The sequence below is a fragment of the Fusobacterium ulcerans ATCC 49185 genome (assembly GCF_900683735.1).
GTDB classification, from domain to species: Bacteria; Fusobacteriota; Fusobacteriia; order Fusobacteriales; family Fusobacteriaceae; genus Fusobacterium_A; species Fusobacterium_A ulcerans_A.
Map to the genome: position 1 here is coordinate 1118187 of NZ_LR215979.1, position 21786 is coordinate 1139972.

16 protein-coding genes and 1 pseudogene are annotated in these 21786 nt (G+C 29.7%); 15 read left to right on the forward strand and 2 right to left on the reverse strand.

Features of this window, described 5'->3' with window-relative positions; genetic code table 11:
* The first annotated feature begins 253 nt into the window (after window positions 1-253).
* From E0E45_RS05070 to E0E45_RS05095, 6 genes are all read left to right on the forward strand, one after another.
* Entirely contained in the window at window positions 254-2521 is a 2268-nt protein-coding gene (locus tag E0E45_RS05070; protein ID WP_130890171.1) for a GGDEF domain-containing protein, read from the forward strand.
* Between the two features lie 195 nt (window positions 2522-2716).
* On the forward strand, window positions 2717-3901 hold the full coding sequence (locus E0E45_RS05075; RefSeq protein WP_130890172.1) for a MalY/PatB family protein: 1185 nt from the start codon (window positions 2717-2719) through the stop codon (window positions 3899-3901).
* Window positions 3902-4264: 363 nt separating this feature from the next.
* Window positions 4265-6325: a sigma 54-interacting transcriptional regulator gene (locus E0E45_RS05080; protein WP_130890173.1), complete on the forward strand. Its 2061-nt coding sequence runs from the start codon at window positions 4265-4267 to the stop codon at window positions 6323-6325.
* 178 nt (window positions 6326-6503) lie between these two features.
* Window positions 6504-6755: a glutaredoxin gene (locus tag E0E45_RS05085; RefSeq protein WP_130890174.1), complete on the forward strand. Its 252-nt coding sequence runs from the start codon at window positions 6504-6506 to the stop codon at window positions 6753-6755.
* Window positions 6756-6765: 10 nt separating this feature from the next.
* On the forward strand, window positions 6766-7746 hold the full coding sequence (locus tag E0E45_RS05090; RefSeq protein WP_130890175.1) for a D-cysteine desulfhydrase family protein: 981 nt from the start codon (window positions 6766-6768) through the stop codon (window positions 7744-7746).
* Between the two features lie 36 nt (window positions 7747-7782).
* Window positions 7783-9021: a dicarboxylate/amino acid:cation symporter gene (locus tag E0E45_RS05095; protein WP_130890176.1), complete on the forward strand. Its 1239-nt coding sequence runs from the start codon at window positions 7783-7785 to the stop codon at window positions 9019-9021.
* Between the two features lie 190 nt (window positions 9022-9211).
* Here E0E45_RS05095 and E0E45_RS05100 read toward each other — a convergent pair.
* Window positions 9212-10162 (reverse strand): annotated as a pseudogene (locus E0E45_RS05100) (IS91 family transposase); the annotation flags it as partial.
* A gap of 15 nt (window positions 10163-10177) precedes the next feature.
* Window positions 10178-10420 carry a transposase zinc-binding domain-containing protein gene (locus tag E0E45_RS05105; RefSeq protein ID WP_130889724.1) on the reverse strand — a complete coding sequence of 81 codons (243 nt, stop codon included), beginning with the start codon at window positions 10418-10420 and terminating at the stop codon, window positions 10178-10180.
* Between the two features lie 186 nt (window positions 10421-10606).
* On the opposite strand from E0E45_RS05105, the gene E0E45_RS05110 reads away from it, so the two are divergent.
* The 9 genes from E0E45_RS05110 (at window position 10607) to E0E45_RS05150 (ending at window position 21683) form a co-directional block, all read left to right on the forward strand.
* Complete coding sequence (locus E0E45_RS05110; protein ID WP_130890177.1) at window positions 10607-10957, forward strand: hypothetical protein; 351 nt, start codon at window positions 10607-10609, stop codon at window positions 10955-10957.
* Between the two features lie 562 nt (window positions 10958-11519).
* Window positions 11520-12458: a hypothetical protein gene (locus tag E0E45_RS05115; protein ID WP_130890178.1), complete on the forward strand. Its 939-nt coding sequence runs from the start codon at window positions 11520-11522 to the stop codon at window positions 12456-12458.
* Window position 12459: 1 nt separating this feature from the next.
* Entirely contained in the window at window positions 12460-13266 is an 807-nt protein-coding gene (locus tag E0E45_RS05120; RefSeq protein ID WP_130890179.1) for an ATP-binding protein, read from the forward strand.
* Window positions 13267-13344: 78 nt separating this feature from the next.
* A complete protein-coding gene (locus E0E45_RS05125) occupies window positions 13345-13584 on the forward strand; it encodes a DNA-binding protein (protein WP_130890180.1) in 240 nt (79 codons plus the stop codon).
* Between the two features lie 112 nt (window positions 13585-13696).
* Window positions 13697-14014: a hypothetical protein gene (locus tag E0E45_RS05130; RefSeq protein WP_130890181.1), complete on the forward strand. Its 318-nt coding sequence runs from the start codon at window positions 13697-13699 to the stop codon at window positions 14012-14014.
* 521 nt (window positions 14015-14535) lie between these two features.
* Window positions 14536-17553: an autotransporter outer membrane beta-barrel domain-containing protein gene (locus tag E0E45_RS05135; RefSeq protein WP_130890182.1), complete on the forward strand. Its 3018-nt coding sequence runs from the start codon at window positions 14536-14538 to the stop codon at window positions 17551-17553.
* 124 nt (window positions 17554-17677) lie between these two features.
* Entirely contained in the window at window positions 17678-21049 is a 3372-nt protein-coding gene (locus E0E45_RS05140; RefSeq protein ID WP_130890183.1) for an autotransporter outer membrane beta-barrel domain-containing protein, read from the forward strand.
* An 81-nt stretch (window positions 21050-21130) separates the two neighbouring features.
* The gene (locus tag E0E45_RS05145; RefSeq protein WP_130890184.1) at window positions 21131-21424 is read left to right on the forward strand and encodes an HU family DNA-binding protein; all 294 of its coding nucleotides are present in this window, start codon (window positions 21131-21133) and stop codon (window positions 21422-21424) included.
* Window positions 21417-21683, forward strand: a complete 267-nt coding sequence (locus E0E45_RS05150; RefSeq protein ID WP_130890185.1) for an HU family DNA-binding protein — start codon at window positions 21417-21419, stop codon at window positions 21681-21683. Before E0E45_RS05145 ends, E0E45_RS05150 begins: the two co-directional genes overlap by 8 nt.
* Window positions 21684-21786 lie beyond the last annotated feature (103 nt).

Below are 21786 nucleotides of genomic sequence, written 5' to 3' on the forward strand. Positions count from 1 at the left end.
ATAAGTTGTTTATAAAAAATCCTCAGAAAAATAATTCTGGGGATTTTTATATTTTTTATATAAGATAATCATATTGAAAATATATTTTTAAATAGAAAAGTAATAAAATTAAGAAAATACTTCTATATAAAGTTTTTTTATTATAGCATTTTTTTCAATTTAAAGAACTTATTAGTTTGTAAATGCAGAAAAAATTTGATATAATGAAGACATGATTGTATTAGTTTATATTTAAAAAATTGGAGGAAGAGCTTTGGGAAAGAAATCTGAAATATCGTATTTTTTAAGCATCAAAAAAGTAGCTTTTTATATGGTTGCTTTAGTAGTAATAATAAGTTCAATTGCTGTAACTTATAATCAAAAAACCATAAATAAAGAAATGGAAAAATATCTTTACGAGTTATCTATTCAGTCTAAGGGAAAAATAGACACAAGAATTGATTCTAACTTTACAATTTTATATTCTATAAAAAAATATATAATAGACAATAATATGAATGATGCTGAAATTAAAGAATATGTAAAGTATCTTAAACATTGCTATCCTTTTAATTGGATTGGATATGTTGATATTAATGGAGATGCTGAAATTTCGAATGGGAAAACAGATAATTTTTTAGAATATCCTGTTATCCAGAAAGCATTAGCAGGGAAAGGGGGAATAAGCAACAATATTAAAAATATTTTTGGAGAAGATGGAGTTCTTTATACTGTTCCCTGTGATACAAATGTAAAAGGAGTTATTATAGGATTTACACCCTCATATACCTTAAGACGTCTTTTGTTTAGTGAGTCATTTAGTGGAGAAGGATTCTCTCATATAATTAATAACCAAGGGGAATTTATTCTTAAAGCAGAAAATAAAAATTCTAAAGTTAAAGGGATAAATTTTTTTGATAATTTAAAAACAATGGAAAAAAATACTAGATCTTTAAATGAATTAGAAAAAGATATTTTAGAAGATAAAGTAGGAAATATAAAGTTTGAATTAGAGTCTGTAAAATTTACTCTTAACTATATGCCTTTAAAAAATGGAAACTGGTATGTATTATCTATTGTTCCAAGTGAAGTATATTCATCACAGCTACTTAACTATACAAGATATAATATGGCAATTATATTTATTTCTATGCTTATATTTTTAGGAATGATTGTTTTTATTCTGAAAACAACAGCTAGAAAAAATGAGGAAATAAGTAAAATAGCATATGAAGATCCAATAACAAAAGGATTTACAGCTGCACGTTTTGAAATAGATGTAAGAAAAAGACTAGTAAAAAAAGTTTTCAAACCTTTCACTTTCATCTCTTTAGATATTCGTAAATTTAAACTTATAAATGAATCTTTTGGAGAAGAAAAAGGAAACTATGTATTAAAATATGTACATGACTGTATAAAGAAAAGTATTGGAGAAGGTGAGAGTGTATCTCGTGTTTCTTCAGATACATTTAATATATTATTAAATTCTACTAATGAAAGCGAAATAAGATGTAAAGTAAAAAATCTTTCTACATTAATAAATGAATTTAATACTGATTCAGAAACTCCATATTATTTATCTATAGATTGTGGAATTTATATAGTTAATAATCAAAATCAAAATATAATAATAATACGTGATCGTGCTAATCATGCTAGAAAAAATAGTAAAAATTCTTCAAATACTGAATTATTCTATAATTGTATTTTCTATAATAATATAGAAATAGAAAATTCTTTAAAAGAAAAGAGTATAGAAGATAATATGGAACGTGCTTTAGAAAATAGTGAATTTGTAGTTTATCTACAGCCTAAAGTCGAATTAAAAACCAATAAAGTAGCTGGAGCTGAAGCTCTTGTTCGTTGGATAGATCCTAAAAAGGGTATAATACCACCTCTTGAATTTATTCCAATATTTGAAAAGAATGGATTTATAGCAAAATTAGATATTTATGTATTTGAAGAGGTATGTAAAATAATAAAAAGTTGGATGGATGAAGGGACTAATCCTGTTCCTATATCAGTAAATTTATCTCGTATACATTTACAAAATCCACATTTCTTGAAAAAATATAAAGAGATTCAGCTGAGATATAATGTTCCACCTGATCTATTAGAAATTGAATTGACTGAAACAATGGTATTTGAAAACTTTGAGCATTTAAAAAAAGTTATAAGTGAAATTCATCAAATGGGATTCCATTGTTCTATAGATGATTTTGGAAGTGGGTATTCTTCTTTGAATCTTCTTAAAGAGATTCCAGTTGATATTCTGAAACTAGATAGAATATTTTTCAGCAAAGAAAATGATGAAAGAGGAAATAATGTAATAGAATCAATAATATCGTTAGCTAAAAAATTAAATATGACTACAATTTCTGAAGGGATTGAAACAATATCTCAGTTAGATTTTTTAAAGAAGGTAAAGTGCGACTTAGTACAGGGATATGTATTTTCAAAACCTCTCAGTAAAGAAGCGTTTGAAAGAGGATTTTTAAAAAATAAAGATATAAAAGTAAAGGAATATAAAAGTAAAAAATAATAAAAAATGGGTCTTAATTTTATAAATAGGTTAAATGGCTGGTACATTTTAACCTATTTATTTTTTTTAGTGTCTAGATTATAATGAAAAGAGGCAATTTTTGAAAAATATAAGTAAAAAGGCAAATGATATACTATGGCATAAAAATTGCTTTATATGTAAATATAAAATTTTTGTTGTATAAAAGGAGAAAATATGAAATATTGTTTTGATGAAAAAATTGATAGAAGTAAAAATCACTCAGCTAAATGGGCAGAATTAGGAAAAAAATTTGGAACAGATGACTTATTCCCAATGTGGATAGCAGATATGGACATAAAGACAGCTCCAGAAATAGTTCAGGCAATGAAAGAAAAAGTGGAACAGGAGATATTTGGATATGTCTATAGACCAGATTCATATTATAAAAGTGCTGTAGATTGGCTAGAAAGAAGATTTGGATATAAAATATCAGAAAAAACTCTTATTCATAGTCCAGGAGTAGTACCAAGTCTATCTATTCTTGTAAAACTTATGACTAATGAAAATGAAAAAATATTAATACAGACACCTGTATATTACCCATTTGCTGAAACTATAAAGGATAATAAAAGAACTCTTGTAACAAATGAGTTGGTAAGAGATGAGAATGGATATTATACAATGGATTTTGCTGATTTAGAAGAAAAACTTTCAGATGAAAAAGTAACTTTATTCATTCTTTGCAGCCCTCACAATCCAGTAGGAAGAGTATGGAAAAAAAAGGAACTGGCAAAAGTAGGGGAGCTATGTCTGAAATATAATGTAAGAATAATAGCAGATGAAATTTGGAGAGATATCATCATGCCAGGAGTAACTCACACTCCTTTGGCATCTATCAGCAAAGAAATAGAAGATATTACAATAACTTGTTTTTCTCCAACTAAAACTTTTAATATAGCAGGACTTCAGGCTTCATTTGCTACATTCCCTAGAAAAGAGGAACTAGAAAGATTTGATCGTGAACTTGGAATACTTGATATAAAAAGAAATAATCCATTCAGCTTAGTAGCTTTTGAAGCTGCATATACTAAATGTGATGAATGGGTAGATCAGTTAAATAAATTTTTAAGTAGTAATATGGATTATACAATAGATTTTATAGAAAAAAGAATTCCAGAAGTGAAAATCTGCAAAGCAGAGGGAACATATTTATTATGGCTTGATTTCTCTGCTTTAGGATTTACAAAGGAAGGATTATCTGAATTTATGAAAAGAGAAGCTAAGGTAGCAATGGATGATGGATACTGGTTCGGAGATAATGGAATTGGATATGAGAGAATGAATATTGCATGTCCTAGATATATGCTTGAAGAAGGATTGACAAGAATAGAGAAAGCAGTAAAATCTTTGAGAAAATAAAAGAATAAAAAAATTAATAAAATAGTAGAATAATACTGAGAGTAACTAGAAAATAAATTTTAGAAGTTTGGAAATTAGAAAGATTTATGAAATTAATAAAGTAAATAAAACTTAAAAAATAGACTGTTTGAATGAAGTGAGTTTTCAATGTTAAGTAATTTGAATTGCTGAAAAGAAAAACTGACACAAGCAATTATCATTTTATGTTTTATGGACAAAGTTAATAAAAAACCTTTCTATTAAAAAATTTTAAAATTATATTTTACTTAATCAAGAGTTACTCTCTTTTTTTTATTTTTTTTGAATCATTGAGATAAGAATGATACAATAAGAATATAATAATATAAAAGTCGAGGGGTGGAAATGAGAAAGAAAGTAGCAATAGTAACTAATGCTAAAGAGGTAATAAGTTCATATGCAACTCAGCTTAAAACACTTTTTGGAGATCTTGTAGAAACTGAATTGTATAACTTTGAAGATGGAAGTGCTAAAAATATAAAAAAGACTGATCTTTATCTTATCTCTACAAGTGCTTGTGAATTTTTTGATGATAAATTTTTAAAAAATAAAAATGTAGTTATATGTGATTTGACTATAACAAAGGACAAATTAGAATTTCTTAAAAAATTTCCTGAGGGAACGAGGGCAGTACTTTTTAATGTAACAGTAAAGATGACATATGAAACTATTTCATGCCTGTACCACCTAGGAGTGAATAATATAGAGTTGCTTCCAGGATATCCACAAATGGAAGAACTGCCAGATACTCCTATAATAATAACACCTGCAGAGATAGCTCTCATACCTGAGAAATATTTAGATAGAGAAATAGTAGACATAGGTCATAGAGTGCTGGATGCTAATACAATAATAGAAATAGCACTGAAACTTGAATATGAACATATGCTTTATTATAAGGAAATAAAAGAATACTTGAAGACAGTAGCTTCCAATGATTTCAGTCTTAATGAAATACTGGAAAAGGCTACAACAGCAGAAAGTCAGCTCCAAATATTGCTGAAAACAATGGATATAGGAATAGTAGGGGTAGATAAAGACAACTATGTATGTGCCTGTAATGAGGGAGCTGAGAAAATATTAAATAGAAAAGCGGATACAGTTCTAGGAGAAAAGGTGGATATATTTTTTCCTGCAATACCTTTTGATGAAGTAAAAGAAAGCAGGAAGGAGATAAAATCAAAGCTTATAAAAATAAATGAACAGCCAATAAACTTGAATATAACTCCAATAGTAAGGACAGCTAACTATATGGGAGCTTTTGCATTCATCCAGAAGTTTCAGGATGAAGAATTAAAGCAGCAAGAGCTGAGAAGACAGCTGATGAATAAAGGGCATGTGGCTAAATATAATTTTGATGACATAATTGGAGATTCACCTCAGATAGCTAAAATAAAAGATATAGCTAAAAAAATGTCTAAAACTAATGCTGCAGTATTAATAACTGGTGAAAGCGGTACTGGAAAAGAATTGTTTGCTCACTCAATACATAATTATTCTGAAAGAAAAGATTCCCCTTTTGTAGCAATAAACTGTGCAGCTATACCAGAGAATCTTTTGGAAAGTGAGCTTTTTGGATATGAAGAGGGAGCTTTTACAGGAGCAAAAAAAGGAGGGAAAATAGGACTTTTTGAATTTGCTCATATGGGAACATTATTTCTTGATGAGATAGAGGGAATGAGTCCTCTGCTTCAAATAAAGCTGCTGAGAGTGATTCAGGAAAAGGAAATAATGAAAATTGGCGGGGATAAGGTAATAAAAATAGATGTAAGGCTTATTGCAGCTACTAATGAAAATCTTAAATCTCTGATGAAAGAGGGAAAATTTAGAAAAGATTTATATTATAGAATAAATACATTGCCTATAATGATACCACCTCTTAGGGAAAGAAAAGAAGATATATCACTGTTAATGAATAAATTTATAAAAGAAACTGGAGGGGAATTTAGATTTTCTAAACAGGCAAAAGAGGCTTTTGATTTCTATAACTGGGAAGGAAATATACGAGAAATGAAAAATTATGCTGAATTCTTTTCATATCTGGATAAAGAAATAATAGAATATGAAGATCTTCCAGCAGCTATAACTGATTACTTTGAGGAGGAATATAAAAAAGATTCTGATATGAAAAAAGAAATCAGTGATGAAGAAAAATTAAGAAAAAAATCAGGAAGCAGATATGACAGTTATATTTTCATAATGAAAAAGATAAAAGAAAGTAATATGGCAGGAAAATCTTCTGGAAGAAAGGGCCTGGCAGAAGAGTGTCATAAGAATAATATTTTTCTATCTGAACAAGAAATCAGAAAGATATTAAAAGACTTGGAAGAAATAGAATTTATAGAAGTCTATAAGGGGAGAAAAGGAAGTATACTTTCAGAAAAAGGAAAGAAATTCATAAAATAAATAGGCAGAAAAAGGGTAAATAGGATTTTCTATTCACCCTTTTTATTTTTTTATAAGAATAAAATTGAAAATATTTGTTCTTTTTTAGTTGAAATAACTATTTCAAATTTTTTATTTTTTTGGCATAAAAATTGCTTTTATTTCAGCAATTAAAAAAATAAAATTAGGAGGTTTAATTATGATCATTGTAATAGGAAGTAATTTATGTTCAGATACTATGGGGGCAGTGACAAAATTGAAAGAGGAAGGAATGGAATTTGAATTTCATGATATTTCAGCTAGTCTTGACAACTTAAAAGAATACCTCGAGCTTAGAGAAAAAAGTCCTCTATATGTTCCAGTAAAAGCTGAAGGAAGAATAGGAATCCCATGTTTTATAAAAGAAGATGGAACTGAAACTATGGATTTAGATGATATATTAAAAAAATAAGGAGAAAAAGATGCAGAAAAAATTGAACTTAGCTAATTTTCCAACTAAAATAGAAAAATTAGAAAAAATTTCAAAAGAATCAGGAATAAATATTTACCTAAAAAGAGATGATCAGACAGGATCAGAGATATCTGGAAATAAAATCAGAAAATTAGAATATTCTATATATGAAGCTATAGAAAATGGTTGTGATACATTGATTACTTGTGGAGGTATACAATCTAATCATGCAAGAGCTACAGCAGCAGCAGGAATAAAACTTGGGATGAGGGCAATACTTGTATTGAGATCAGATGAAATACCAGAGCTTGAGGGAAACTATTTTCTAGATAAAGTCATAGGTGCAGATGTAAGAATAATATCAAGTGATGATTATAGAGAGAGAAGAGCTGAAATTATGGAGGATATTAAAGCTGAATCTGATGCTGAAGGGCATAAAGCATATATAATTCCAGAAGGAGCATCCAATGGAATAGGGAGTCTTGGATATTATTCATTCATGGAAGAAATCAAAGAGCAAGAAAAGGAACTTGGAATAAAGTTTGATAGAATAGTTGCAGCAGTAGGTTCTGGAGGAACTTATGCAGGACTTTGTATGGGAAATGCAGAATTTTTCAATGGAGAAAAGAAAATTACAGGATTCAACGTATGTGATGATGCAGAATTTTTTAAGAAAAGATCTGAGGAAATAATAGAGGAAGCTCAAAAATATTTAGACAAGAGTATCTTTGTAAAAGCAGAAGATATGGATATAATAGATGGATATGTAGGAATAGGTTATGCACAAAGCAGACCTGAAGAGTTAGAGTTTATTCAGAAGACTGCTAAAAAAGAAGGGGTAATATTTGATCCAGTATATACTGGAAAAGCTATGTATGGAATGATGAATGAGATAGAAAAAGGAACTTTTGAAAAAGGGGAAAATATATTATTTATTCATACAGGAGGATTGTTTGGAATATTCTCTAAAAGGAATCAATTTAAATTTTAAGGTTAAAGTATAAAACAACGTAAAAGGAGAAGGACAATGGCAGAAAATAAGAAGAAAAGTGTGTGGGAAGCATATAGATTTTCCATTATATTAGTGGGAGCTATATTAGTAGGAAGTTTAATTGGAATAAAAATGGGGACTAAGGCAGTTATGTTCAAACCTTTAGGGGATTTATTTATAAATGGAATGTTCATGGTAGTAGTACCTTTGGTTTTTGTTACAATAAGTGGTTCAATATCAGCAATGAGTGATATGGCAAGATTGGGAAAAATATTGAAAAGTCTTTTATTAGTATTTGTATCTACTGGAGCAGTAGCTGGGGTACTTGTTCTGATTGTAGTAAATATTTTTCCACCAGCAAAAGGGGTAGTACTTAGTATGCCTGCTGCTGAAGCATTGAAGCCATTTTCTACAGGAAGTCAAATAGTATCTGCTCTTACAGTTACAGATTTTCCAGAACTTATATCAAGAAAAAATATGCTTCCATTAATACTATTCTCATTAGTGTTTGGAATGTGTGTAAATGCAATAGGTGAAAAAGGAAAAATAATAGCTGGAGGGCTTGAGGCATTATCTGAAGTGTTCCTAAAAATAATAGGATTGTTAATGTATTATGCACCTATTGGACTTGGAGCTTATTTTGCTGCCTTAGTAGGAGAACATGGAAAGGAACTTATTGGTTCTTATGCAAGAGCATTGGCAATATACTATCCTTTATGTTTTGTATATATGGCTACTGCTTTCCCTGTATATGCATATATTTCTGGGGGAATGAATGGAGTAAGAGCTTTGAAACATGTAATATCTCCAGCAGTTACTGCTGTTGCTACTCAAAGCAGTATAGCCACACTCCCAGTAAACTTAGAAGCTTGTGAAAATATAGGTGTACCAAAAGATATAAGAGAGATAGTACTTCCAATTGGAGCTACTGCACATATGGATGGAACTGTACTTAGTACTATATTAAAAATATCTTTTCTGTTTGGAATATTCCAAATACCATTTGCAGGTGTAGGAACTTATGTAAGTGCAATAATGCTGGCAATAGCTGGTGGAGTAGTAATGTCAGGAGTACCTGGTGGGGGACTTATTGGGGAAATGTTAATAGTAACTATGTATGGATTTCCACCAGAAGCATTTCCTATTATAGCTACAATAGGATATCTTGTTGATCCTCCTGCTACAATGATAAATGCAAGTGGAGATACATTAGCATCTATGCTTGTAACTAGATTCGTAGAGGGAAAAGACTGGATGAAAAGAAACTTAGGATAATAGATATAGACACCCTAAAATAAGGAGAGGCGGACGAAAGTTTGTCTCTTTTTTTATTTCTTAGGAAATTATAATTTGATAAATTTGTTGAAAAAATAAAAAATATTAATTATTTTGTATTCATACTAGATATATTAATTGAATAAGATTAAAATTGACAGCACAAAAAAGCTGATTGTTAATCAGCTATTTAGCGATATTCTTTCCAGCAAATGGAGCCTGTATGTATATTAAAATATGATATTTTTTTAACTTTCATTCTGGTATTACATTTAAAACAATAAAAAGGATTTACTCCAAAAGCTTTCCATATTTCAAGCTGATAAAAAGTAAAATTGGAATATTTAGAGACATATTTTCTCATGAATTTCATGATGTTTTTAAGTTCTGATTTAATATTTCTAGAATAGATTCCAAAGCGCCTAATCATTTTGAAATGTTTAGGGGGAATGTGAATAATTAATTTGGAAAGAAATGTTTCTGCATCTAAAGTAAGCTCAATTCTTTGTTTATCATCAGCAAGACTTTCATAATAGAAAGTAACCTTATTATCATAAAAATCAATAATTTTATATTCTGCGATAGGAGCTCTTGCTAGATATCTGCCAATATATTTAATTGCATAAATATTATTATTTAAATCATTTTTTGCAACATTGAAAAAGAATCTTGTATTTTTGCGATAAAGGTAGTTAGCAGCAGCATAAGCTTTAGCTTTAATTTCAGGCTTGTCATAATTTCCAGATTTAACAATATCAATAACCATTTTTTTCCATTGTCCAGCAATGGAATTGACATGAAAATATTTTTTTTCAAGAAATTGGTAGTTTTTATTGAAACCACCTAAAGTAACAATAGCATGAATATGAGGGTTCCATTTAAGATCGCGTCCAAAGGTGTGAATAACAGTAATCAATCCATAATGAATGATATCTGAGTTAGTAAAGTATTTAGAAGAATATTTTGAAATTTTATGAATTCTTTGATTTTTTGCTTTAATGTTATGAAATTGATATTTAAAAACATCATTAACAGCATAAGCAAGCTTAGTTAAAAGATCTCTATCATAGAAGAAAAACATTCTAAGTTCTTCAGGAATAGTAAAAAGGACACTTCTATGTTTAACATCAATAAGAGAAGTGGAAGTTTTTTCAGTTCAAAGAGCAGAATAACGTTTACCGCAGGAAGGACAAAATCTAGATTTACAAGTAACTTTAATTTTATGTGCATCATGACAATTAGGGCATTGAAGAGAGAGAAAAGATTTATCAATAGAACAAGCTAAGAATTTTTGAATAGTCTGTTTAACATCCTCAAAATGCTCATTTTTAAAATATTTCTTGATTTTACCTAAAAGATTTGTTATATTGATTTTAGAGATAATATGTTTGATTTGCATGTATGTCTCCTTTGTATAATTAGGGTGGTAACTATATTATACAAAAAAGAGAGCTGAGTAAAACATTTTTTTAAATGTTACTCAGCTTTTTTTATTTTTTTGGAGAATAAAAGAAAACGAAACTTTATATATTGACAAAGTTGTATTTGTGAGGTATATAATTATTAAAAGAGGAGGTATTTTAAAGTGGAAGAATATATAATACTAGAATTTATAGATTACACAGATGACCATTGGAAATACTTTATAAAATTTGAAGAGGGAGAAGAATATAACTGGTATATAACTTGTAAGTTCCCAAACAACAGAAAACATTTAATAAAAGTTGATTTAAAAGATGAGAAAAGCTTGAAAAAATGTATGAACCAAATTTTTAATGATAACAGCAGATATTATGAAATAGACTGGTTGAATGGAGTAGAAATAGTAAAAAAACTCTTGAAGAAAAGGTCAGGTAGAGTAATATCTTTTGAAGAATTAAAAAGAGAAATGAAAATATTGGAAGAGATAATCAATAAACATAATGAAACACAATAATCAGAAGAAATATTAAAAAGTAAAATATTTTTTAGGAAATAAAAATGAGAATGGAGAAATAAATCAACATTATGAGAGATAGCAATTAGAAAAAATAGGATATTTTTCAAAAAAAGAAATTGAAATAAAAAAATAAGATAAATATGTATAATAAATACAATAATTGGTGAAGATATTATAAAATAATTGTTTATTAAAGAAAAAATATAAAAGATGGAAATAAATATGTACAATATATACAGCGATTGGGAAGAGCAAAAAATATAGTATTTCTCAAAGAAAAAAATCGTTTTAAAAATAAAATGCGGATATTTAAGAATGATGTCAGAAAAAAATCTGACATTTTTTTATTTTTTGAAATTATATTTTTTTTATTTTTTCATCCCTGTGTTTTCAAGGGCTATTTTATGCCCTTAAATTAAACTATATACAAGAATAGTTATTGTATGCTAATATATATTTCTGTTTACCAAAAACAAACATAGGGATTAAAACTTGTTTGTATAGAGTGTTAATGTAAAAAAGATTTATAAATATTATTAAAAAATTACAGGAGTGAGAAATGAATAATACTAGAAGCACAAGAAATCAGCCATTCTGCTGGCAGGAGAAAAAAATATTACGATTACTGAGATGTCGGTATGAGGGAAAAGAACATGACAAGCTTAGAAATTTGTATTTAACTCTTACTGAAATCTATAGTGATTTTAATGGGAAAACTATAAAGTACTATACTGAAACAATAGCTAAATATAGTGGATTGAGTAAAGCATGGATTCCAAAAGGACTAAAAATATTTGAAGATTTAAAAATAATTTTCCTTGTGGAAGAAAAAGAGAATGGAAGATTCAAAGGAAAAAGTTTAGTATTCACTCCTGAAAATATTGATGAAATAAGTATTTCTACCGTTAAGTTAAAATCCAGTAACGGGAGAACCGTTAATGGTTTTTTGCTTACATCAGAAGATATTTATCTTTTAGAAGATAATAAAAGAATAGAAGATATAAATAATACACACACAGAAGAGAAAGAAAAAAATACAAATAATGCGCTTTCAGAAAAAGATACAAGTAATATTTCTGTAAAAAAGCAAGAAGACAAAGTTATTGAGAAAACAGAAGAGAACAAAGAAAATATTGCAGATATACCAGTGTTGATACAGCAGATATTAAAAAAATACAGAGATTTAGGACTGCCGGATTTTAAATATCCTCCAGAGAACCATATTATCTTGAGGGTGTATAGAGAGCTAGGAATTGCAAAGCTGTATGAAGCACTGACATTGATAGCTCAATCTGAATTTGTAAAAAACAATATGAGTATAAATGCAATATTTAAAATTGAAAATCTTAAAAAGGCTCTCAATGGAAATTTTAAAGATAAAGCAAATAGAATAAAGAATACCTATGAAAACAAGAAAGAGTTTGAAAGACCAGCATATGAGAATACTACAGGGGACTTTATAAAAGACTTGCTCAATGGAGTAAATGGAGAAAAATAAGATGATAAAATGTCAATTTTGTGGGAAAGTGTATATGAAAAATCCATATAAGTATATGGATTCTCTTCCAGAGATTTTTAAAAAGAATCTGGAATATATACCAGCCTGTAATTGTCTGGAAGAAAGTAAAACAAGGGAACTGGAGGAATTGGAAAGGAAGAGGATGCAGGAATGTATGAAAAACAGGATGAAAAAGTGTAAGGATATTTCTGTGATGGATGAAAAATTCGCAAGAAGCAGATTTGAAAGGGCTGATATGAAAAGTGATTATATGCAGCTGTCAAAAAGATATGCAGAGAGCTTTATGAGCAAGGACAAAAAAGAAGGAATGCTCCTGTATGGAGGAGTAGGAACAGGAAAGACATTTGCAAGTGCCTGTATAGCTAATTATCTCATGGAAAGAGGAAAGACTGTATTGGTAATTAATCTAGGACTGTATTTTAACAAACTGACTATGGAGTGGGGAGAAGCTGAGAAAGTAGTTCTGGAGCAGACAGAGAAATGCGACTTGATGATTATTGATGATTTCGGCAGTGAAAAAGGACTGGATAGAAATCAAACAGGATGGAGGGCTGAAAAGATATACAATCTCATTGATGGGAGATACAGAAGCGAGAAGCCCCTTATAATTTCAACAAATTTGAATTTCAGCGCAGATGAGGGAAAATGCGAGTTAAGCGAGAAATTCTCTACACAAGGGCAGAACAGGATAAGGGACAGAATAATAGATATGTGTTTTCCAGTAGAAGTAACAGGGAAGAGCAGAAGGGGAATGACCCAGAAGAGATTTGCAGAATTTATATCTTAAAAAATTCAAGGGGAAAAATGGGAAGAGAGTATACAAAAGAAAAACAAAGGGATATAAACCTAAAAGGAGAGGTGCAAAATGACTAGAGAAGATTATATGTGTCAAAAATTAGGAAGTCTTTCAAATTTTGATAAACTGCTGGTAGAGAAAATGGTGGAGCAACTTGGAGAATGGGCAACAATAGAGGAAGCAGCCAAGTATTTTAAAAGACATAAAAATATTATTTATGACAAAGTGGAAGGAGGAGAAGTTCTCAATAGAAGAATTGGAAATAAAATTTTAATTTATACAAGGAGCTTGATTTTTTTGATGGAATAATTTTGAGAGCTTCACAATTTGTAACAAATTGTAACAATTCGTCACTGTTTAATTGCTGTCATCCAGAGTATCATATACCTATGGAAACAACAAAAACATAGGAGGTAACAAAATGGCATCAGAAGAAAATCAAGTAATTTTAACAGTGGTACAAAAGGAAATTGTAAAGGTAGAAAATGCAATCAAGAGAGAAAAGGCTATATTGAAAAATATAGACGACATCACAGCAACACTTGAACATATAGGAGAATTAGTGGAGGCAGGAACAGCATTTCCAGAAAATTCAGCATATGAATCATATACTGACTGGCAGGAAAGCGCAGAGAAAGAAATTAAGTCTTACAACACTTCACTGGGAACAATAGACAAGTACAGAAGTTTACTTGCAGCATACAGCTTTTATGTAAAAAATAATACACCAGAAGCATAGTTTTAATATTTAAAAGGAGGCAGTCATGAAATGGGTGGTAATAAGAATTCTAAAATATATTATCTGTATTTTCAGCCTTAGGAAAAAATAGTAAAGAGAATCCTCAGTATAGTTTACTGGGGATTTTTTAATTAGTGAATAATTTTAAAGGATGCACATTTGTATATAAAGGTGAGCAGGTGAAGTTGGAATTATTGAAAGTTTAGCAGAAGAAAAAGAAATAAAAAAAGTTCTCTTTTATACATAAAGGAGAACACTAACTACTTAATTGTTATTAAAAAAACCTTTAACCCATACTTTGAACACTTAATATCTATGATAGATAATACCTTAAATTTAATAAAAAGTCAATATTTAATCTGCAAATAATATTCTTTAAAATTGAAAAATGTTAGCAAGTACACCTTTATGTATAAATACGAACAGTTGTTGAATATAATTATGAAGTTTTTATACGGATTTGAGAAGAATATACAGGTACTTTTTTTAAAAAATTGAATTGAAATTTATGGAGGGGAAAGATGATAGAAAGGATTATAAAAGCAGTAAAAAGAGGGAACAAAAAAAGAAGCATCAACATCACAATAGGAGCAGTAGTAGGATTTTTACTTTCATGTACAGCAGTAATGGGAGCAGATGAATATCTTTGGATAAAGAATGATGGGGGAGGAATAAAATTTAATACAGCAAAAACTACTGAGTTTGATGGTACTGATGGAACTTGGAATGAAGCAAATCCATATAATAAAAATAGCTGGGACGGAACTACCTACACAAATAATATGACATTATTATCAACTACGAACAATGGAAAAGATAATAATGGTATTGATATAAGTTATGGATTGAGACTAAGCGGAGATTTAGGTGAATTTGAATTCATAAATAAAGGTAATATCAAAAGTGATTATAAGGCAATTGATTTTACTGTTACTACTCTGAGTAAATTAATTAATCATGGAAATATTGGTGGACCTGATGATGATAATGGTATAGATATATTTGGCTCTCATATAGATGAGTTATCAAATAATGGAAATATATCTGATAGTACAGAAAAGGCTATATATTTACATAGGTATTCGACTATAAAGGAATTAAATAATAATGGAAATATTGATATACGTTATGGTGTATATATGGAGGATTCAAAAATAAATAATTTTACTAACAATGGTAATATCAGTAGTAGCTTTTGTACTACACTTTTAGTTGACTCAGAAATAAACATTTTAGAGAACTATGGAAGTGTTAGAAGTAGTTTAGATCTATATAATGAGTCAACTATCAATGTATTAAGAAATACAGGGACCATTTTTGGTGAAGACTATGCTATCAATAATGAAGGGGGAACTATAAATGATTTATATAATTATGGAATACTTATGAACAGTGATAGGATGGTGGATACAATAGTAAATACTGGAACATTAACACTTGATAATTTTGGACTTATTTTTAAGGCAGATGTGGGGAAATATACAGCAACAGAAGGAGATTTTAAAAACTTTGGAAAAACATTTGAAGCAGGGGGATATACAATAATAAATGCTAAAGCTGAAGGAAGTTTTGATAATATAGTTAAAACTGAAAGCATACTATCTTCAGAATTGTCAGGAGATAAAGCATATGTGTTAAATGGAATAATAAATACCTTAGAAGTAAATAAAAATATTTTTCTGCAAGAAGTGAATAATTCTGTAATCAATGCCTATAAAACAGCAATAGTGATGAATGGAAATGAATCCTATCTTGAACTAAATAATACAAAGGTGAATGGTGGATTTGATGGAAGTTCTCCTACTATATTAGTAGGAGGAACAAATAATTTCCTAACTATCAAAGGAGATACAATAGTTAATGGAGATATGGAATCAACAGGAACATTAAATACTCTAATACTTTCTGGAAAAGAAAATAATACAAGAAGCACTCGTGATGACAGTATGAATATTTTTAATAAAATAACAAACTTTGGAAGAATAGAGATAGAAAATAATGTAACTTTTTTTGAAATAGCTCAGGTAACAGGAGTAGAAAGAATAACTATAAAAGAAGATGGAACTCTTAATTTAAGATTACAGGCAGGAGCAAGTCCTATTGATAAAGCAACTCATGCACTTACAACAGGAAATACAGGTTTAACTATAGCAGGAAAAGAAAATACAGATGATAGAGCAGGAACTCTTAATTTTATGACTAACGGAATTGGAACTAATACAGTTATAGATATGGGTGGAATAAATTTAGAAAATGTAAAGCTTAGTACTAGTAGTATTATAGATGAATTTGAAGTATTAGGTGCAGGAAGTCTTTCTGGAAATGAAGGGGATATAAAACTTGGAGTAAATGGAGATTTAAGTGGAATCTATAAAGATATAAGTTCAGATGGATATATAAAATATAAAGCACTACCAAATCATATAAATTATGATTCGTTAAATAAAATATACCAAAGTTCAATAACTCATGATAATAATGTAAATGCTTTAAGAGAGATGATATATTCTACAGGAAAAAGTGAACAATGGCTGAATCTTCTTTCTTTTGCAGGAGATATATATACAGGAAGTCCTTACTCATATAGTTCTGAACTATCAAGAAAATCTATGGGTATGTTTAGAGATATAGTTACAGAAAACAGTTTCAGACCAGACTTAGATAAGTGGCTGATAATGGGTGGACTGACTCACGCTGATAGTGGAACTAAAGATACATACTATGGTAGAAATTATCATGGATTTGATACTGGTACATCTAATACAAAAGTTGATATGAAACTTACTGGAGCATATATGCTGGCTAAGTATGGATATTCTGAAAATATATCACTGGGAGTAACAGTTGGAGGAAATAAGAGTGAAGCTGAAATGTCTATGTCTAAAGTAAAAGGAAACAGTGGATATATTGGGGCTTTTGCTGAAAACTACAAAGGAAACCTAACATTGAAAGCAGGAGCAGGAATACAATACTCTGAATATGATGCAGATAGAAGAACTTTAGGTGAAAGTTATAGTGAAAAATATTCAGATATGGCTTACGACATCTACCTAAATGGAAGATATTCTCATAACATTGGAACTAACTTATTCTTAGAACCATATGGAACTCTATCATATACATATGTAGATCAAAATGGAATAGATGAGGGGAGCGAAGCCCTTGCAATAAAAACAGATTCAAAATCATTTGACTACACAGTTGGAAAAATGGGAGTGGACTTGAAAAAAGTAATACCACATGAAAAAGGAAAAAGTACATTGTCAGCAGGGGTAAGTTATACAAAAATACTTGATGGAGCAGATGAGGAGTTTATTACAGGAAGATTTAAAGGTGGAACAGACTTTGATATCTTAGTAGCTCATAAAAATGAACATAGTATAGGGCTTAATGCTAAATATACTCTTGAGCTTGAAGATGGAATTTTGTTTGATGTAAAGGGAACTTATGCAGTAGAGAGAGATTCACATAATGGGGCAGGAAAAAACAAAACTAAAGGTGAATGGATAGTAGGAACTGGATTGGGATATAAGTTTTAATTAAATTAGTAGTGAAGGGCTAGCTGATATAGCCAGTCTTCCGCTTAATATTAAAAGGATAAAATTTTTTAAATGAGACAGATAAAATATAAAAAATAAAAATATTCTTGGGAGGGCACATAATATGATTGAAAAGATTATGAAAGCAGTAAAAAGGGGAAACAAAAAAAGAAGCATCAATATAACAGTAGGAGCAGTAGTAGGATTTTTACTTTCATGTACAGCAGTGATGGGAGCAGATGAATATCTGTGGATAAAAAATGATGGTGGGAATATAAGTTTTAGTATTATTGATGATGGCGGAAGTGGGACTTGGGATGTTAAAGATCCCTATTCTGATAATAATAGCTGGAGAGAAAATACTTATGTAAATAATATAACACTATTTGGAAAGGGGAATGGAAGAAATAATGGTGGACCTACTGGCTATGGAGTGAGATTAAGTGGAGATTTAAAACAGGTAAAATTTATAAATAATGGCTCAATATTAGGAGAAGGACACTACGGTAGCTATGGAATCTTTAATGAGAATGGAAGTATAGGAACCCTAGAAAATAATGGAAGTATATTTAGTAAACGTCATGGAATTTATAATTGTGCTAATAAATCAGATGCAAACAGTACTATAGAAAGTCTAATAAATAATGGAAATATATATGGTGAAGATAGTGGAATTTATAATGGAAGTTTTGGCGACGATAATTCAAACATTACAGGGATTATAGAAAATATAGCAAATAATGGAAATATATATGGTAAAGATTATGGAATTTATAATATTGCTTCTGCCTCAAGCTCAAATACAAGAGGTACTATAAAAAGTTTGACAAATAATGGAAATGTATATAGTGAAAAGTATGGAATTTTTAATATACCTAGTGTAGATGGTGAAGCTGGTATAGAAAAACTAACAAATAGTGGAGTTGTTTATGGGAAAACTAATGCCATTGGAAATAATAGTGTTACAGGAACAATTAGTAATGCAAATAACTATGGGTTACTTATATCTGGTTCTACTGATGTGGTAAATAACGAATTAACAATTGGTACTGTTCCAGGAAAAAATAAGATAGTAAACTTTGGACTAGCTTTTACAGATGATGGCTTTGGGAACTATAAAAATCATAGTAAATCTGATACAAATCATAATTTTGGAAATACACCTGCTTCTACTGTAAAGATTGGAGAAACTGATTACACAATTAGAAATGTAAAGGCAGATGTAAATTCTAGTGGTGGTGCTATAACAAATATAAAAAGCTTTAAAATAGAAGGTGGAAAATTACACAGTGATACTACTGAAATAACTGATGGATATTCTACAACAAGCAATGTTATTCTAAATGGAATAGAGAATACTCTTAAAGTTGTAGGAGCAGATAATAATACATTAACTAATAGTATAATCAATGCCTATGAAACAGCGGTTGAATTTGATGGAACAAGTGGTGGAAAACTTATTCTAACAGGGACTACTGTAAATGGTGGAATAAAAACTGATACTGTTGCTATATCAGGAAGCAGTGGAGCAGGAACAACAGATATACTAGTACTTGAAAATACAACAATTAATGGAAAGATAGATATGAAAGATGGAACAAATACTATTGATGCAGGAAACGATACTATTGTAAATGGAGATATAATTACAGGAACTGGAGTAGATACTATAACTACTAATACAGGTGCAATAATTAATGGAACTGTAAAAATGGGAGCTGGAGATGATGTTCTTAATATTGTTAGTGGAGGAAAAATAAATGGAATTCTTGATGGAGGAGCAGATAATGATACTCTTAATTTTAATCCAGAGACAACAAGAGCTTTGGGAAATAGCGAAATAAATATTCAGCATAATATATCAGATTTTGAAACTATAAATATAAATACAAATGTAACTCTATTTGAAAAGGCTATTGCAGATGATGGAAGTATAGAGAAACTAGCTATTAGCGGAGTTAATGAAATAAATATAAGTGCTAGTTCAGTACTTAATTTAAGAATAGATACTACAGAAACTAATGGAAGATATGAAGGACATGCACTCTTTGGAAATACAGGTCTGACAATCAATGGAGATGCAAGCAGCCTAGGAAAAGGAGAATCAATAATAGAATCAGAAAATGGAACATATAATGTGGGAGTATTGAATCTGGTAACTAATGGACTTGGTTTAAATTCCATAATAGCTATGGATGGGATAACTTTAGATGAAGACCTTTTTACTAAAACTAATTCTATCTTAGACAAAGCAGTAATTTTAAAAACTGATGAAGGAAATGGAAAAGCAGGAGATATTAAAGTAGAAGCTGACAAAGATATCTTTAGAGAAGCAAAAGCAAGCAGTCAAAAGTATGAAAAGCTAAATGACATATATAATGGGGTAATTTCAAGTACAGATGATAATTTTATTGCTCTAAAAAATATAATTACTATAAATAATAAAACTGAAGATTATACATCAGTAACAGACAGTGAGCAATTAGCAAAATTACTGGATTACTTAGGAGATATCTACACTGGAAGTCCATATTCATACAGTTCTGAACTATCAAGAAGATCAGTGGGAATGTTTAGAGATATAGTGGAAGAAAATCAGTTTATACCAAACCTAAATCAATGGCTGATAATGGGTGGTCTAACTCATGCAGATGGTGGAACTAAAGATACATACTATGGTAAAAATTATCATGGATTTGATACTGGTACATCTGATACAGAAGCTGATATGAAACTTACTGGGGCTTATGCTCTTGCTAAATATGGATATTCTGAAAATATATCATTAGGAGTTGCAGTAGGTGGAAACAGAAGTGAAGCTGAAATGTCAATGTCTAAAGTAAAAGGAAATAGTGGATATATAGGGGCATTTGTAGAAAATTACAGAGGAAATCTAACATTGAAAGCAGGAGGAGGAATACAGTACTCAGAATATGATGCTGACAGAAGAACTCTTGGTGGACATAGCTATAATGAAAAATATTCAGACATGACATATGATATCTACCTAAATGGAAGATATTCTCATAACATAGGAAACAATCTTTTCTTAGAACCATATGCAACTCTATCATATACATATGTAGATCAAGATGGAGCTGATGAAGGAAATCAAACTCTAGCAATAGAAACAGATTCAAAATCATTTGACTACACAGCAGGAAAAGTGGGAGTAGACCTTAAAAAAGTGATACTACATGAAAAAGGAAAAAGTACACTATCAGCAGGAGTAAGCTATACAAAAATACTTGATGAAGCAGATGAAGAACATATCACAGGAAGATTTAAAGGTGGAACAGACTTTGATATTCTTGTAGCTCATAAAAATGAGCATAGTATAGGATTAAATGCCAAATATGCACTGGAACTAGAAAATGGAGTACTGTTTGATGTAAAGGGAACTTATGCAGTAGAGAGAGATTCGCATAATGGGACAGGAAAAAACAAGACTAAAGGTGAATGGATAATAGGAGCAGGACTGGGGTATAAGTTCTAAAGATTAAAAAGTGAAAGGCTGGCTGATGAATAGCCAGCCTTTTAACTCAACAAGTAATCATGATATTTCAAGGGGGAAGTTATGACAGAAGGGAAATTTATAAGATTCTATAAAAAGAGAAATGCTTTAAAGAATCAGCAGGAAGTAAAAGAAAAGATAGATTTATTCTGGAATACATTATTAAAAGTTCTGAATGAAGGGGAAAAGGTAACCTTTAAAAATTGGGGAACATTTGAGCAAAAAGAGGTAAGATCAAGAAAAATAGTGATATCTAAAATGGATAAAGTTGGTTATACAAAAGCGAAGAAAAAGATAAGATTTAAAGCAGGAGCAGGATTACAGGATATAGTAAATGGAGCTGGTACTGATGAATAAAAGAGAATTAGCAAAAGTATACAGTGAGATGAGTAATGGAGAAATATCAGAAAGAAAGGCGCTAAAAGAAATAGATATATTTATTGAAACAGTACAGGAGGCTTTACAGAAAAGCCGTTCATTAATATTTATGAATATAGGAATATTTGAAATAAAGGAAAGAAAACCAAGAATAATATCAAATCCAGTAACAAGAGAACTAATGAAAATCTATCCAAAGAAGACTGTAAAGTTTAGAATGTCTAAAAAAATGAAATAGCCAATAAAAAGGCAGAGAAAATATATTGTATTTTAAATCTTAGAGATAAGATGGAGATAATAATATAAATCTCTGCTTTTTATTTTATATAAAATAAAAACAT